The sequence below is a fragment of the Amycolatopsis plumensis genome (assembly GCF_042652605.1).
Classification (GTDB): domain Bacteria; phylum Actinomycetota; class Actinomycetes; order Mycobacteriales; family Pseudonocardiaceae; genus Amycolatopsis; species Amycolatopsis plumensis.
Genome location: NZ_JBHSJY010000001.1, coordinates 6,711,849 through 6,726,625 on the forward strand (window position 1 = coordinate 6,711,849; position 14,777 = coordinate 6,726,625).

The following is a 14,777-nucleotide window of genomic DNA, read 5'->3' on the forward strand; positions in this document are numbered from 1 at the left end:
GCTCACCTCCCGACCTTGTCCCCGGCGAGAACATGTTCTAGTTTTGGGGACGGAAGGTGGTGTGCCGGTGAAGACGGAGCTGGGCTTGGCCGGCGCGGTGGTGCTGGTGACCGGGGGCGTCCGCGGCGTGGGCCGGGGCATCACCGAGGTGTTCCTCGCCCACGGCGCCCACGTGGTCGCCTGCGCGCGGCGGGAGGCCCCGACCGACGCCGAGTTCGCCGCGTGCGACGTCCGCGACGAGACGCAGGTCGCCGCGCTGGTCGAGGGCATCGTCGAGCGGCACGGGCGCCTGGACGTGGTCGTGAACAACGCGGGCGGGGCGCCGTACGTGTCGGCGGCGGAGGCCTCGCCGCGGCTGCACGAGAAGGTCGTGCAGCTGAATCTGCTGGCCCCGCTGCTGGTCGCGCAGCACGCCAACGCGGTGATGCAGCGGCAGGAGTCCGGCGGGTCGATCGTGATGATCTCCAGCGTGAGCGGCACCCGCCCGTCGCCGGGAACCGCCGCTTACGGTGCCGCGAAGGCCGGGCTGGACAACCTGACCGCGAGCCTGGCGGTGGAGTGGGCGCCGAAGGTGCGCGTCAACGCCCTGGACGTGGGGATGGTCCGCACCGAGCAGGCGCACCTGCACTACGGGAGTGCGGCCGCGGTCGAGGCGGTCGGCAAGACCGTGCCGCTCGGGCGGCTCGCCGAACCGGCCGAGATCGGGCACTGTGCCGCGTTCCTCGCCTCCGGCCTGGCTTCCTACGTCTCCGGCGCGACCTTGCGCGTGCACGGCGGAGGAGAAGTGCCGGCCTTCCTGGCGGCGGCGGACGTCAACCATCGGGAGGATTCGTGAGCGGGTTGTGCCAGGGCCGGGTGGTCGTGGTGACCGGCGCCGGGCGGGGCATCGGGCGGGCGCACGCCCGCGCGTTCGCCGCGGAAGGGGCGTCGGTGGTGGTCAACGACGTGGACGGGGACGCGGCCGCGGAAGTCGCCGAGGCCGTCGGTGAAAAGGCGGTGGCGAACACCTCCGACGTGGCCGATTGGGCCGGCGCGAAGCAGCTGATCGACACCGCGATCGAGCACTTCGGACGCCTGGACGTGCTGGTCAACAACGCCGGCTTCCTCCGTGACCGGATGCTGGTCAACCTGGGCGAGGACGAATGGGACGCGGTCGTGCGGGTGCACCTCAAGGGGCATTTCGCGCCGTTGCGGCACGCGGCGGACCATTGGCGGGCCGAGGCGAAGGCGGGTCGCACACCGCAGGCCCGGGTGATCAACACGAGTTCGGGTGCCGGGCTGCTGGGCAGCGTCGGGCAGGGGAACTACTCGGCGGCCAAGGCGGGGATCGCCGGGCTGACCGTGGTGGCGGCCGCGGAACTCGCTCGCTACGGCGTCACCGTGAACGCGATCGCGCCGGCCGCGCGGACGCGGATGACCGAGGGCGTGTTCGCGTCGATGGCCCGCCCGGACGAAGGGTTCGACGCGATGGCCCCGGAGAACGTCTCGCCGCTGGTGGTGTGGCTGGGCAGTGAGGAGTCCGCGCACGTCACCGGCCGCGTCTTCGAGGTCGAGGGCGGGAAGGTCTCGCTGGCGCAGGCCTGGCGGCACGGTCCGGCCGTCGACAAGGGCGAGCGGTGGGACCCGGCCGAACTCGGCCCGGTGGTGAAGGAGCTGCTCGAGCGCGCGCCCGAGCCCGAACCGGTCTACGGAGCCAGTTGATGGGGATTCTGAGCAAGCGTGACGGGCACGTCGAGGTGGTCACCGTCGACTTCCCGCCGGTGAACGCGCTGCCGGTGCAGGGCTGGTTCGACCTGGCCGACGCGATCACGCAGGCGGGCCGGGACCCCGGCGTGCGCGTGGTCGTCCTCCGTGCGGAAGGCCGGGGCTTCAACGCCGGGGTGGACATCAAGGAGATCCAGCGCAGCGAAGGCTATGACGCCCTGGTCGGCGCCAATCGCGGCTGCTACGCGGCTTTCGGCGCGGTCTACGACTGCGCGGTGCCGGTGGTCGCGGCGGTGCACGGCTTCTGCCTCGGTGGCGGCATCGGTCTGGTCGGCAACGCCGACGTGATCCTCGCTTCGGAGGACGCCACGTTCGGCGTCCCCGAGGTGGAGCGCGGAGCCTTGGGCGCGGCCACCCATCTGGCCCGGTTGGTGCCGCAGCACCTGATGCGCACGCTCTACTTCACCGCCCGCAAGATCACCGCCGCCGAACTGCACGCGCACGGCTCGGTCTACCGGGTCGTGCCGCGCGCGGAACTCGACGAGGCGGCGCTCGACGTCGCCCGGGACATCGCGAAGAAGGACCCGCGGGTGATCCGGGCGGCCAAGGAAGCGCTGAACGGCATCGACACCCAGCAGGTGCACCGCAGCTACCGCTTCGAGCAGGGCTTCACCTTCGAGCTCAACCTGCTGGGGGCGTCCGACGAGGCTCGCGAGGAGTTCTTGAATGGCCGATAAGCGCACGACCGCCGACGACGTGGTGGCCGAGCTGAAGGACGGCATGACGGTCGGGATCGGCGGCTGGGGTTCCCGCCGCAAGCCGATGGCCCTGGTCCGCGCGATCCTGCGGACCCCGGTGAAGGACCTCACCGTCGTGTCCTATGGCGGTCCCGATGTCGGCCTCCTGTGCGCGGCGGGCAAGGTGAAGCATGTCGTTTTCGGTTTCGTGACGCTGGATTCGATCCCGTACGACCCGTGGTTCGGCCGCGCCCGCGAGACCGGGGCGATCGAGGTGACCGAGTACGACGAGGGCATGTTCGGCACGGCGCTGTCGGCGGCGATGCAGCGGCTGCCGTTCCTGCCGACCCGGGCCGGGCTCGGCTCCGAAGTCATGCGCGCCAACCCCCACCTGCGCACCGTCCGCTCGCCCTACGACGACGGCGAGGAGCTGGTGGCCGTTCCGGCGCAGCACCTGGACGTGGCCCTGCTGCACCTCAACCGGGCCGACGCGCGCGGCAACGTCCAGTACCTGGGCCCGGACCCGTATTTCGACGAGCTGTTCGGGCTGGCGGCCGAGCGCTGCTTCGTGTCGGTGGAGAAGGTCGTCGAGACGGCCGAGCTGACGGCGGGCGGGCCGGTGCAGTCGTTGCTGCTCAACCGGGGCAGCGTCGACGGGGTGGTGGAGTCTCCGCGGGGCGCGCATTTCACGACGGCGGTGCCGGACTACGGCCGGGACGAGCGGTTCCAGCGGCACTACGCGGCCTGCGCGAAGGACCTGGAGGCGTGGCCGAGGTTCGCGGACCGGTTCCTGTCCGGCGGTGACGAGCAGTACCTGTCCGAAGTGGACAAGTTCGAAGCGGAGGCGGAATGAGCGCGACCCGGGCCGAGATCGCCGTGGTGGCGGTGGCCGAGCTGTTCCGCGGCGACGGCGAGATCGTGGCCAGTCCGATGGGCCTGATCCCGCAGCTGGGGGCGAAGCTCGCGCGGTCGACGTTCGAGCCGGATCTGCTGATGTCCGACGGCGAGGCGTACCTGCTGACCACCGACGGCGTGGTCGAGGGGTGGCAGCCGTTCCGGAAGATGCTGGACACGATCGTCCCGCACGGACGCCGGCACGTCGTGATGGGGGCCAACCAGATCGACCGGTACGGCAACCAGAACATCTCCGCCATCGGTGACCACGCCCGCCCGAAGAAGCAGCTCCTCGGCGTGCGGGGCGCGCCGGGCAACACGATCAACCACCGGACGAGCTACTGGGTGCCCCGGCACTCGAAACGAGTCTTCGTGGAGACGGTGGACGTGGTTTCCGGGGTCGGGTACGACAACGCGGCCAAGGCCGGTGCGTCGGCGCAGAAGTACCACGACGTGCACCGGGTCGTTTCGAACCTCGGGGTGTTCGACTTCGGCGGCCCGGACCGCGCCATGCGGGCGGTGTCCCTGCACCCGGGCGTCACGCGGGACGAGGTCGTGGCGGCGACGGCGTTTGAGATCGACTTCACCGGCACCGGGACCAGCCGCGAACCGGACGGCGGCGAACTGCGGCTGATCCGTGAGGTGCTGGACCCGAAGAGCCTGCGGGACAAGGAAGTCCCGGCGTGAAGACGGCCCTGACCCGGCTGGTGGGGGTCGAGCACCCGGTCGTGCAGACCGGGATGGGCTGGGTCGCCGGCCCCCGGCTGGTCTCGGCGACCGCCGAAGCCGGGGCACTGGGCATCCTCGCGTCCGCGACGATGACCTTCGGCGAGCTGGAAGCGGCGATCGCCGAGGTGAAGAAGCGGACCGAACGGCCGTTCGGCGTGAACCTGCGCGCCGACGCGGCCGACGCCGGTGACCGCGTCGACCTGCTCATCCGCGAAGGCGTGAAGGTGGCGTCGTTCGCGCTCGCCCCGCGGAAGGAGATGATCGCGAAGCTGGCCGACCACGGGATCGTCGTGATCCCGTCGGTCGGGGCCGCCCGGCACGCCGAGAAGGTTGCGGCCTGGGGCGCGGACGCGGTGATCGTCCAGGGCGGCGAAGGGGGCGGGCACACCGGGGGAGTGGCGACCACGTTGCTGTTGCCGTCGGTGCTGGACGCGGTCGACATCCCGGTGGTCGCGGCCGGCGGTTTCTTCGACGGACGCGGGCTCGCCGCGGCGCTGGCCTACGGCGCGGCGGGAGTCGCGATGGGCACCCGGTTCCTGCTGAGCAAGGAGAGCACGGTCCCCGACGACGTCAAACGCCTTTACCTCGAGCAGGGTCTCACCGGGACGGTCGTCACCCGCCGCGTCGACGGCCTCCCGCACCGCGTGCTGCGGACCGAGCTCGTCGACAAGCTCGAACGCACCGGCCGCCTCCGCGGGCTCGCGCAAGCCGCCCGCAACGCCCTGCGCTTCCGGAATATCACCGGCCTGTCCCCGGTTGCGATGCTCCGAGAGGGCTTCGCGATGAAGCACGGCAACGATCTGACGTGGAGCCAGCTGGTCATGGCGGCCAACACCCCGATGCTGCTGCGGGCGGGACTGGTCGAAGGCCGGACGGACGCGGGAGTGCTAGCGTCGGGACAGGTGGTGGGCATGATCCACGACCTGCCCACGGTGGCGCAGATCGTCGAGGGCGCGGTGGCCGAGGCAGGTGAGATCCTGCAGCGCCTCGGCCGGGAAACGGGAGGATGAGCGGTGCTGAAGGTCGGATACAAGGCGTCTGCGGAGCAGTTCGGGCCGCGGGACCTGGTCGAGTACGCCGTGCGCGCCGAAGAGGTGGGGCTGGACTCGGTGTGGGTGTCCGATCACTTCCTGCCGTGGCGGCACGAGGGCGGCCACGCGCCGTTCGCGCTGGCGTGGATGCCGGCGGTGGCGGAGCGGACGAAGCGGGTGCAGATCGGGACGAGCGTGCTGACTCCGACGTTCCGGTACAACCCGGCGGTGATCGCGCAGGCGTTCGCGACGATGTCGCTGCTGTCGAACGGCCGGGTGATCCTGGGGGTCGGGACCGGTGAGGCGCTGAACGAGATCGCGGTGTCGGGGCGGGAGTGGCCGGAGTTCAAGGAGCGCTTCGCCCGGCTGCGCGAGTCGATCAAGCTCATGCGCGAGCTGTGGACCAGCGACAACGTCAACTTCGAGGGTGACTACTACCAGCTGGTCAACGCGCACATCTACGACCGGCCGGAGCAGCCGGTGCCGGTGTACGTCGCGGCCGGTGGCCCGGTGGTGGCGAAGTACGCGGGCCGGTCGGGGGAAGGGTTCATCTGCACCTCGGGCAAGGGCATGGACCTGTACACCGAGAAGCTGATGCCGTCGGTCAAGGAGGGCGCCGAGGCGGCCGGGAAGACCGTCGAGGACGTCGACCGGACGATCGAGATCAAGATGTCCTACGACCGGGACCCGGAGAAGGCCCTGGAGAACACGCGGTTCTGGGCGCCGCTGTCGCTGACCGCGGAGCAGAAGCACACGGTGTCCTCGGCCGAGGAGATGGAGCGGCTGGCCGACGAGCTGCCGATCGAGCAGGTCGCCAAGCGGTGGATCGTGGCGTCGGACCCGGACGAAGCCGTGGCCCAGATCAAGCCGTACCTGGACGCGGGCCTCAACCACCTGGTCTTCCACGGCCCGGGCCACGACCAGGAACGCTTCCTGACCCAGTTCTCCGAGGACGTCCTGCCGAAGCTGCGCGCCCTCGGCTGACCGGACCGGCTTCGATGCAGTGAATGACTCATTCCTGGCGTCCGACGCCAGGAATGAGTCATTCACTGCGCTCGGGTCAGAGGCGTTCGATGATGGTGACGTTGGCGGTGCCGCCGCCTTCGCACATCGTCTGCAGGCCGTACCGCCCTCCCCGGCGCTCCAGCTCGTGCAGGAGCGTGGCGAGGAGCTTGGTGCCGGTGGCCCCGATCGGGTGGCCGAGGGCGATCCCGCCGCCGTTCACGTTGACCCGGCCGGGGTCCGCGCCGGTTTCGTCCAGCCACGCCAGGACGACACTGGCGAACGCCTCGTTGACCTCGAACAGGTCGATGTCGTCCACGGTGAGCCCGCTCTTGCGCAGGGCGTGCGCGGTGGCCGGGATCGGTCCGGTCAGCATCCACACCGGGTCCGCCGCGCGCACCGACAGGTGGTGGATGCGGGCCCGCGGCGTCAGGCCGTGTTCGGTGACGAACGCCTCCGACGCCAGCAGGGCCGCGCTCGCGCCGTCGGAGATCTGGCTGGCCACCGCCGCCGTCAGCCGGGAACCCTCGCTCAGCGGCTTCAGGCCGCGCATGCGCTCCAGGCTCGTGTCGCGGCGCGGGCCCTCGTCGTGCCGGAACTCCTCCACCGGCACGATTTCCGCGTCGAACCGGCCCTCGTCGATGGCGGCCAGTGCCCGCCGGTGACTGCGCAGTGCGTATTCCTCCATGTCCGCGCGGCCGATGTCCCAGTGCTCGGCGATCATCTCGGCGCTGCGGAATTGCGAGACCTCGGCGCTGCCGTAGCGCTCCTGCCACCCCTTCGAGCCGGAGAACGGGTCGTCGAAGCCGTACTCGCGCCCGGCCAGCATGGCCGCGCTGATCGGGATGCGGCTCATGTTCTGCACACCCCCGGCCAGCACCAGGTCCTGGGTCCCCGACATGACCGCCTGGGCGGCGAAGTGCACGGCCTGCTGGCTGGACCCGCACTGCCGGTCGACGGTCACCCCCGGCACGTGGTCGCCGTACCCGGCCGCGAGCCACGCGGTGCGCGCGATGTTGCCCGACTGCGGGCCCAGGGTGTCGGTGCAGCCGAGGATGACGTCGTCGACCAGGTCGGCGTCGACGCCGGCGCGCTCGACGACAGCCCTGATGACGTGCGCGCCGAGGTCGGCGGAGTGCCACCCGGAGAGCGCGCCGCCGCGGCGGCCGACGGGCGTGCGGACCGCGTCGAGGAGGAAGGCTTCGGGCACGGGAGCTCCTAGGGGTGCTGGCTGCTGACGGAGACGACTTCGCCGGTGAGGTAGCTCGCGTAGTCGCTGGCGAGGAAGACCATGACGTTGGCGACCTCCCAGGGTTCGGCGGCGCGGCCGAACGCTTCGCGCTTGGTGAGGTCTTCGAGGAGTTCGTCGCTGGTCACCTTGGCCAGGAACGGGTGCATGGCGAGGCTGGGGGCGACGGCGTTGATCCGGACGCCGTGTTCGGCGGCGTCGAGGGCCGAACACCGGGTGAGGGCCATGACGCCGGCTTTGGCGGCGGCGTAGTGGGCCTGCCCGGCTTGGGCGCGCCAGCCGATGACCGAGGCGTTGTTGACGATCGCGCCGCCGCCGCCCTGGGCGACGAACTGCTTCAACGCCGCGCGGGTGCAGCGGAACGTTCCGGTGAGGGTGATGTCGAGGACGCGGGACCACTCCTCGTCGGCCATCTCCAGGACCGATTTCGTGCCGCCGAGCCCGGCGTTGTTGACCATCACGTCGAGCCGTCCGCACTGTTCGACGGTTCCCGCGATCAGGGCCTGGACCTGGTCTTCCCGGGTCACGTCGCACGGGATCGCTTGGACGTCGCCGAGTTCGGCGGCCTTCTCCTTCAGCCGCCGCTCGTGCCAGTCGCTGATGACGACCCGCGCGCCTTCTTCGAGGCAGCGTTTCGCCACCGCGGAGCCGATCCCGGTGCCCGCGGCCGCGGTCACCACGACCACTTTCCCCCGCAGCAGGTCGTGGCCGGGTGGGTAGGTCGGGATCACGGGCGAGCCTCCCGGGGTAGGCCGAGGACGCGCTCGGCGATGATGTTGCGTTCGATTTCGTCGGACCCGCCGTAGATGGTGTCGGCGCGGGTGAACAGGAACAGCCGCTGCCACTCGTCCAGCTCGTCCCCGTCGGAGACCATCGACCGCGCGCCCCGGGCCCGCATGGCGAGTTCGCCCAGCCCGCGGTGCCACTGCGCCCACAAGAGCTTGCCGACGGCGACTTCCGGCCCGGCGGCCTGCCCGAGCGTGCGCAGGGCGTGGGCGCGCAGGACGCGCAGGCCGATGCGGGCGCGGGTCAGGTCGGCGCGCAGCAGCGGGTCGTCGTAGGTGCCGAGCCGCCGGGCCAAGGCGGTGATGTCGTCCAGTTCGCGGCGGAAGCCGATCTGCTGGCCGAGGGTGGAGACGCCGCGTTCGAAGCCGAGGGTGGCCATCGCGATCTTCCAGCCTTCGCCCGGCTCGCCGACGATGTGGTCGGCAGGGGTGCGGGCGTCGTCGAAGAAGACTTCGTTGAACTCGGACGTGCCGGTGAGCTGCTGGATCGGCCGGATCGTCACGCCCTCTTGGCGCAGCGGCACGAGCAGGTAGGACAGGCCGTGGTGGCGCTGCGAACCGGGTTCGGTGCGGGCCACCACGAAGCACCAGTCGGCGACGTGGGCGAGGGAGGTCCAGATCTTCTGGCCGTTGATCACCCACTCGCCGTCCCGCAGCACCGCGGACGTGGAGACGGCGGCCAGGTCCGAGCCGGCGCCGGGTTCGGAGTAGCCCTGGCACCACAGCTCCCGCACGGCGGCGATGCCGGGCAGGAACCGGCGCCGCTGTTCGGGCGTGCCGAAGGCGATCAACGTCGGGCCGAGGAGCTGTTCGCCGATGTGGTTGACCCGCGCCGGAGCTCCGGAAGCGGCGTATTCCTCGTGGAAGGCGACCTGGTCTTCGAGGGACAGGCCACGGCCGCCGTGCTCGACCGGCCAGCCCACGCACGTCCAGCCCGCGGCGGCCAGATGACGTTCCCAGGCCAGCCGCAGGTCGAACTCCTCGTGCTCCCGCCCCGGCCCGCCGAGACCGCGCAACCGGGCGAACTCGCCGGTCAGGTTGCCGGCGAGCCAGTCCGCGACTTCGCGGCGGAATCGCGACGGTTCCACACACGCCTCCTTGCTGCCGGGCCGGTCCGGCACCTAGGGTAATGAGAACACGTTCTACTTTGTCGGTCCAGAGGAGGCAGTGGTGGGACAGACCACGATCCCGGCCGTCGTCCGCGATGCCGCCGCGAAGTTCGGATCCGCGGAAGCACTGGTCGACGGTCCGGTGCGGCTCGGCTACGGCGAGCTTCTGGAACGTGTTCGGACGGTCGCGCGGGCGTTCGCCGCGTGCGGCGTCCAGGCGGGCGATCGGGTCGCGATCGCGCTGCCCAACACCCATCACTGGGTCTGCGCCGCGCTCGGTGCCCTCTACGCGGGCGCGGTCCTGATCCCGGTCAACACCCGCTTCACCGCCACCGAGACGGTGGACCTGCTCGTCCGCGGCCGGGCCACGGCGCTCGTGGTGGCCGCCGACTTCCTCGGCACCGACCGCCACGCCGCGATCCGGGACACCGGCGCCGAGCTGCCCGAACTCGCCACGGTCGTCCGGGTGCCGCTGCAGGAGCCGCACCGGCCGGTCGAAGGCACGCTCGGCTGGGACGAGTTCCTGGCCCGCGCCGAGGAGGTTTCGCCGGCCGACGCCGAGGCGCGGGCGGACGCCGTCGCCCCGGACGACGTCAGCGACATCCTCTTCACCTCCGGCACCAGCGGCCGCTCCAAGGGCGTGCTCTCGGCGCACCGTCAGACCGTCGACGTCGCCGCGGCGTGGGCGGAGTGCGGCCAGGTCACCGCGGACGACCGGTACCTGGTGATCAACCCGTTCTTCCACAGCTTCGGCTACAAGGCCGGCATCGTGGTCGGCCTGCTGACCGGCGCGACGATCGTCCCGCAGGCGGTGTTCGACGTCCGCGAGGCGCTGAAGGTGATCGAACGGGAGCGGATCTCCGTGCTGCCGGGCGCGCCGACGGTCTTCCAGTCGCTGCTGCACGAGCCGCGCAAGGGCGACCTTTCGACGCTGCGGCTGGCGGTCACCGGCGCGGCCAGCGTGCCGGCCTCGCTGGTCCGGCGGATGGGGTCCGAGCTGGGGTTCGAGACGGTGTTGACGGCTTACGGCCTCACCGAAGCCGTCATGGTGACGATGTGCCGCCCCGGCGACCCCGCGGAACTCGTCGCGAGCACGTCGGGCCGGGCGACCGCGGGCTTCGAAGTGGCGATCCACGGTTCGCCGGGCGAGATCGTGCTGCGCGGGCCGAACGTGATGCTCGGGTACCTCGACGATCCCGAGGCGACGGCCGAGGCCATCGACGAGGACGGCTGGCTGCACACCGGTGACGTCGGCGTGCTCGACGCCGACGGCAACCTCACCATCACCGGCCGGCTCAAGGACATGTACATCTGCGGCGGCTTCAACGTCTACCCGGCCGAGGTGGAGAGCGCGCTGACCGAGCTGGCCGGCGTCCGTGACGTCGCCGTGGTCGGGGTCCCGGACGAGCGGATGGGCGAGGTCGGCAAGGCGTTCGTCGTCGGGTCCGGGCTGACCGAGGAGGCGGTCCTGGCCTTCGGCCGCGAGCGCCTGGCCAACTACAAGAACCCGAAGTTCGTCGAGTTCGTGGACGAGCTGCCCCGCAACGCTTCCGGCAAGGTGCTGAAGCGGCTGCTGACCGAGGAGACGGCATGAGTGAAACGGTGGTCCGGTTCGAGCGGCGGGGGCCGGTCGCGGTGGTGACGATGAACCGGCCGGACTACCGCAACGCGCAGAACTCGGCCATGACCTACGCCCTCGACGACGCCTTTACCGACGCGGTGAACGATCCCGAGGTGAAGGTGATCGTGCTGGCCGGGGCGGGGAAGCATTTCTCGGCGGGGCACGACATCGGGACGCCCGGCCGCGATGTGGACGTCCCCTTCGACCGGCGGGCGGTGCTGTGGTGGGACCACACCGACCGGGTCGGGGGTGATCAGCGGTTCGCCCGGGAGTCCGAGGTGTACCTGGGGATGTGCCGCCGGTGGCGGGAGATCCCGAAGCCGATGATCGCCAGCGTCCAAGGCGCGTGCATCGCCGGTGGGCTGATGCTGGCCTGGGTGTGCGACCTGATCGTGGCTTCCGACGACGCGTTCTTCGCCGACCCGGTGGTGCGCATGGGGATTCCGGGTGTCGAGTACTTCGCGCACCCGTGGGTCCTCGGCCCTCGCGCGGCGAAGGAGGTCTTGTTCACCGGCGAGCGGTTCACGGTTCAGCAGGCGAAGGAGTGGGGGATGGTGACCCGGATCGTGCCGCGCGCGGAGCTGGAGGAGCGCACTCTCGAACTCGCGGAGAAGATCGCCGGGATGCCGTCGTTCGGGCTGGCGCTGGCGAAAAAAGCGGTCAACCAGGCCGAAGACCTGATGGGCCTGCGGTCCGGAATGGACTCGGTGTTCGGCCTGCACCACTTCGCGCACGCCCACAACGCCGAGACCTCGGAGGACTCGCTCGGTGGGCAGTCGGCGCGGTCGATGCGTGACGCGAACAAGGGGACCTGATGGACCTCGACATCGACGAGGCTTCGGAGGCCTTCCGCGTCGAGGCCCGGGAGTGGCTGGCCTCGCACGTCCGTTCCCTGCCGTCGATGGACACCGCCGAGGGGTTCGAGGCGCATCGCGCGTGGGAAGCCGAGCTCGCCGAGGCCCGGTGGTCGGTGGTGTCGTGGCCGCGGGAGTACCACGGGCGGGACGCGTCGATGCTGCAGTGGCTGCTGTTCGAGGAGGAGTACTACGCCTCGGGTGCGCCGGGACGGGTGTCGCAGAACGGGATCTTCATGCTCGGGCCGACGTTGTTCGCCCACGGCACCCAGGAGCAACGCGACCGGATCCTCCCGCCGATGGCGACCGGCGAGCAGGTCTGGGCGCAGGCCTGGTCCGAGCCCGAGGCGGGCAGCGACATCGCGGCGCTGCGCAGCACGGCGGTGCGCACCGAAGGGGGCTGGCTGCTGTCGGGGCAGAAGACGTGGAGTTCGCGGGCGGCCTTCGCCGATCGGGCGTTCGGGCTGTTCCGGACCGACGCCGAGGCCCGGCGGCACCACGGCTTGACCTACTTCATGATCGACCTGCGCGCCGAGGGTGTCACCGTGCGGCCGATCCCGCAGCTGGACGGGGAACCCGGTTTCGCGGAGATCTTCCTCGACGGGGTGTTCGTGCCGGACGCGGACGTGATCGGCGAGGTGGGTCAGGGCTGGCGGGTCGCGATGACCACCGCGAACAACGAACGCGGCCTCTCGCTGCGCAGCCCCGGCCGGTTCCTCGCCGCCGCCGGCCGGCTGGTGGACCTGTGGCGCTCGCAGGGCGCCCCGGCGTCCACAAGGGACAGAGTGGCCGACGCCTGGATCGGCGCGCGTGCCTATCAGCTCTACACGTTCGGCACGGTCAGCCGCCTGCAGGACGGGGGAGAGCTGGGTCCGGAGTCGAGCGTGAACAAGCTGTTCTGGTCCCGTTTGGACGTCGAGCTGCACGAGACGGCGCTGGACGTCCTCGGCCCGGCCGGGGAGACCGATCCGGCCTGGGTGAACGGCTACCTGTTCTCCCTGGCCGGCCCGATTTACGGCGGCACCGACCAGATCCAGCGCAACACCATCGCCGAACGGCTGCTGAAACTGCCGAGGGAGGCCCGCCGATGAGGTTCCAGCTCTCGCCGGAGCAACGGCAGTTCGCCGCGACGCTGCACGAGCTGCTGGGCGGGGCGGACACCGCGGCCGCCGCCCGCGCCTGGGCGGCGGGGGAGCACGACCGCGGCCTCAAGCTCTGGCGGGCGCTCGCCGACGTCGGCGTCTTCGCGTTGCTGGTCGACGAGGACCACGGCGGGCTCGGCGCCGGTCCGGTCGACCTGGTGGTCGCCTGCGAAGCGCTCGGCTACCACGCCGTTCCGGGGCCGGTCGTCGAGTCGGCCGCGGTCGCCCCGGCGCTGCTGACCGGGCACCGGCTCACCTCCCTCGCCGAGGGCGATCTCGTGGCCACCGTCGTCGCGCCGCCGGAGGTTCCTCTCGCTCTCGACGCCGACATCGCGGGCGTGGTGCTGGACCTCACCGGCGCGCAGCTCACCGGGGCCGGCGACCTCGTGCGCTCGATCGACCCGGCGCGGCGGTTGTTCCGGGTTGCGGCCGCGGCCGGTGAGTCGAGTGGCGTCGCGTTCGACCGCGGGGTCCTGGCCGTGGCCGCCCAGCTCGTGGGCGCGGGGCAGTGGCTCCTGGACACGTCGGTGGCGTACGCGAAACAACGCAAGCAATACGGCCGGGCGATCGGCGAATACCAGGCGATCAAGCACCTCCTCGCCGACGTCGTCACCCGGCTCGAACTGGCCCGGCCGCTGCTGTACGGCGCGGCCGTCGCCGGGGAGACCTTCGCGCGGGACGTTTCGGCGGCCAAGGTGCTGGCCGGGGACGCCGCGGTGCTCGCCGCGCGCACCGCCCTGCAGGTGCACGGCGCGATCGGCTACACGGCCGAGCACGACCTCGGCCTCCGGCTGACGAAGGTGCGGGCCCTCGCCGGGGCCTGGGGGACCGGGTCGTTCCACCGCGCGCGGGTCCTCCGATGACCGACCCGATGGAGACCGAGGAAGCCCGGGCGCTGCGGGACGCCGTCCGGGCCCTGCTGACCCGCCGGTCGGGATCGGAGGCGGTGCGGGCCGCGATGGCGTCGCCGCTGGGGTACGACGACAAGCTGTGGTCGACGCTGTGCGAGCAGATCGGTGTGGCCGCCCTCGCGATCCCGGAGCGCTACGGCGGTGCGGGCGCCGGGCTCGCCGAGGCGTGCGTCGTGCTGGCGGAACTCGGCCGGACGCTCACCCCCGCGCCGATGTTGGGCTCGGCGGTGCTGGCGGCTCAGGCACTGCTCCTGACCGGCAACGACGCCGCGTGCCGCGAACTGCTGCCGGGCATCGCCGCGGGCACGACGCTGGCCGCGCTGGCCTGGTCCGGCGAGGACGGCCGGTGGACGCCGGCCCTGCGCGCGTCGGACGCGGGACTCGACGGCCGCGCCTGCTACGTCCTGGACGGCGACCTCGCCGACGTCCTGCTCGCCGTGGCCCGCGCCGACGACGGGACCGGGCTGTACGCAGTGCCGCTGGACGGGGTGCGCCGCTCGCGCGTGACGGGCCTGGACCCGGGCCGGCGGCTCGCGGTGGTCGAGTGTGCTTCGACGCCGGCTCGCCGTCTCGACGTCGGCGGGTTCGGTTCGTCGCTGCGGCAGCTGCGGGACACGGCGACGGTCGCGGTCGCGGCGGAGCAGGTCGGGGCGGCCGCGCGGGCGCTGGAGCTGACGGTCGAGTACACGAAGCAACGCCGGCAGTTCGGCCGTCCGATCGGGTCGTTCCAGGCGCTGAAGCACCGGATGGCGGACGTGCACGTCCACGTCGAAGCGGCCCGCTCGGCGCTGTACGCGGCCCTGGTGAACGGCGACGCCGAGGCCGTCGAGACCGCGAAGGTCGTGTGCGGCGAGGCGTTCGCGCACGCGGCGGCGGAGATGATCCAGCTCCACGGCGGTATCGCGATCACTTGGGAGCACGACGCCCACCTGTACTTCAAACGCGCCCACGGGACAGCTCTGCTCTTCGGTCCCCCAGGCCTCGTGAGTGGTAAGGCGGGTTAGAACCC

15 protein-coding genes are annotated in these 14,777 nt (G+C 71.6%); 12 read left to right on the forward strand and 3 right to left on the reverse strand.

Annotated elements, in window-relative coordinates; all coding sequences use genetic code 11:
* Positions 1-67: 67 nt before the first annotated feature.
* From ACFPLC_RS32560 to fgd, 7 genes are read left to right on the forward strand one after another with little or no spacing between them, the layout of a single operon-like run.
* A complete protein-coding gene (locus tag ACFPLC_RS32560; protein ID WP_378201850.1) occupies positions 68-835 on the forward strand; it encodes an SDR family oxidoreductase in 768 nt (255 codons plus the stop codon).
* Positions 832-1,701, forward strand: coding sequence for an SDR family oxidoreductase (locus ACFPLC_RS32565; RefSeq protein WP_378201847.1), 870 nt, complete (start codon positions 832-834; stop codon positions 1,699-1,701). Before ACFPLC_RS32560 ends, ACFPLC_RS32565 begins: the two co-directional genes overlap by 4 nt.
* Positions 1,701-2,441: an enoyl-CoA hydratase family protein gene (locus tag ACFPLC_RS32570; RefSeq protein ID WP_378201844.1), complete on the forward strand. Its 741-nt coding sequence runs from the start codon at positions 1,701-1,703 to the stop codon at positions 2,439-2,441. The genes ACFPLC_RS32565 and ACFPLC_RS32570 overlap by 1 nt, the downstream gene beginning before the upstream one ends.
* The gene (locus ACFPLC_RS32575; RefSeq protein ID WP_378201841.1) at positions 2,431-3,294 is read left to right on the forward strand and encodes a CoA transferase subunit A; all 864 of its coding nucleotides are present in this window, start codon (positions 2,431-2,433) and stop codon (positions 3,292-3,294) included. Before ACFPLC_RS32570 ends, ACFPLC_RS32575 begins: the two co-directional genes overlap by 11 nt.
* Positions 3,291-4,022 (forward strand): CoA-transferase subunit beta, encoded by a 732-nt coding sequence (locus ACFPLC_RS32580; protein ID WP_378201838.1) that lies wholly within the window; start codon positions 3,291-3,293, stop codon positions 4,020-4,022. Before ACFPLC_RS32575 ends, ACFPLC_RS32580 begins: the two co-directional genes overlap by 4 nt.
* A complete protein-coding gene (locus ACFPLC_RS32585) occupies positions 4,019-5,074 on the forward strand; it encodes an NAD(P)H-dependent flavin oxidoreductase (protein ID WP_378201835.1) in 1,056 nt (351 codons plus the stop codon). Before ACFPLC_RS32580 ends, ACFPLC_RS32585 begins: the two co-directional genes overlap by 4 nt.
* A 3-nt stretch (positions 5,075-5,077) precedes the next feature.
* On the forward strand, positions 5,078-6,079 hold the full coding sequence (gene fgd, locus ACFPLC_RS32590; protein WP_191306684.1) for a glucose-6-phosphate dehydrogenase (coenzyme-F420): 1,002 nt from the start codon (positions 5,078-5,080) through the stop codon (positions 6,077-6,079).
* Positions 6,080-6,155: 76 nt separating this feature from the next.
* Here the strand turns inward: fgd and ACFPLC_RS32595 are convergent, their stop codons facing one another.
* The 3 genes from ACFPLC_RS32595 to ACFPLC_RS32605 are packed head-to-tail and all read right to left on the reverse strand — an operon-like array spanning position 6,156 to position 9,219.
* Positions 6,156-7,307, reverse strand: a complete 1,152-nt coding sequence (locus ACFPLC_RS32595) for an acetyl-CoA C-acetyltransferase (protein ID WP_378201831.1) — start codon at positions 7,305-7,307, stop codon at positions 6,156-6,158.
* 8 nt (positions 7,308-7,315) lie between these two features.
* Positions 7,316-8,077 (reverse strand): SDR family oxidoreductase, encoded by a 762-nt coding sequence (locus tag ACFPLC_RS32600; RefSeq protein ID WP_378201828.1) that lies wholly within the window; start codon positions 8,075-8,077, stop codon positions 7,316-7,318.
* The gene (locus ACFPLC_RS32605; RefSeq protein WP_378201825.1) at positions 8,074-9,219 is read right to left on the reverse strand and encodes an acyl-CoA dehydrogenase family protein; all 1,146 of its coding nucleotides are present in this window, start codon (positions 9,217-9,219) and stop codon (positions 8,074-8,076) included. The genes ACFPLC_RS32600 and ACFPLC_RS32605 overlap by 4 nt, the downstream gene beginning before the upstream one ends.
* An 82-nt stretch (positions 9,220-9,301) precedes the next feature.
* Between ACFPLC_RS32605 and ACFPLC_RS32610 the strand changes: the two genes are divergently transcribed.
* From ACFPLC_RS32610 to ACFPLC_RS32630, 5 genes are read left to right on the forward strand one after another with little or no spacing between them, the layout of a single operon-like run.
* Positions 9,302-10,834, forward strand: coding sequence for a FadD3 family acyl-CoA ligase (locus ACFPLC_RS32610; RefSeq protein WP_378201822.1), 1,533 nt, complete (start codon positions 9,302-9,304; stop codon positions 10,832-10,834).
* Positions 10,831-11,676, forward strand: a complete 846-nt coding sequence (locus tag ACFPLC_RS32615) for an enoyl-CoA hydratase (RefSeq protein WP_378201820.1) — start codon at positions 10,831-10,833, stop codon at positions 11,674-11,676. The genes ACFPLC_RS32610 and ACFPLC_RS32615 overlap by 4 nt, the downstream gene beginning before the upstream one ends.
* Positions 11,676-12,806: an acyl-CoA dehydrogenase family protein gene (locus tag ACFPLC_RS32620; protein WP_378201817.1), complete on the forward strand. Its 1,131-nt coding sequence runs from the start codon at positions 11,676-11,678 to the stop codon at positions 12,804-12,806. The genes ACFPLC_RS32615 and ACFPLC_RS32620 overlap by 1 nt, the downstream gene beginning before the upstream one ends.
* On the forward strand, positions 12,803-13,720 hold the full coding sequence (locus tag ACFPLC_RS32625; protein WP_378201814.1) for an acyl-CoA dehydrogenase family protein: 918 nt from the start codon (positions 12,803-12,805) through the stop codon (positions 13,718-13,720). Before ACFPLC_RS32620 ends, ACFPLC_RS32625 begins: the two co-directional genes overlap by 4 nt.
* Positions 13,717-14,772, forward strand: a complete 1,056-nt coding sequence (locus tag ACFPLC_RS32630; RefSeq protein WP_378201811.1) for an acyl-CoA dehydrogenase family protein — start codon at positions 13,717-13,719, stop codon at positions 14,770-14,772. Before ACFPLC_RS32625 ends, ACFPLC_RS32630 begins: the two co-directional genes overlap by 4 nt.
* The last annotated feature ends 5 nt before the right edge of the window (positions 14,773-14,777 follow it).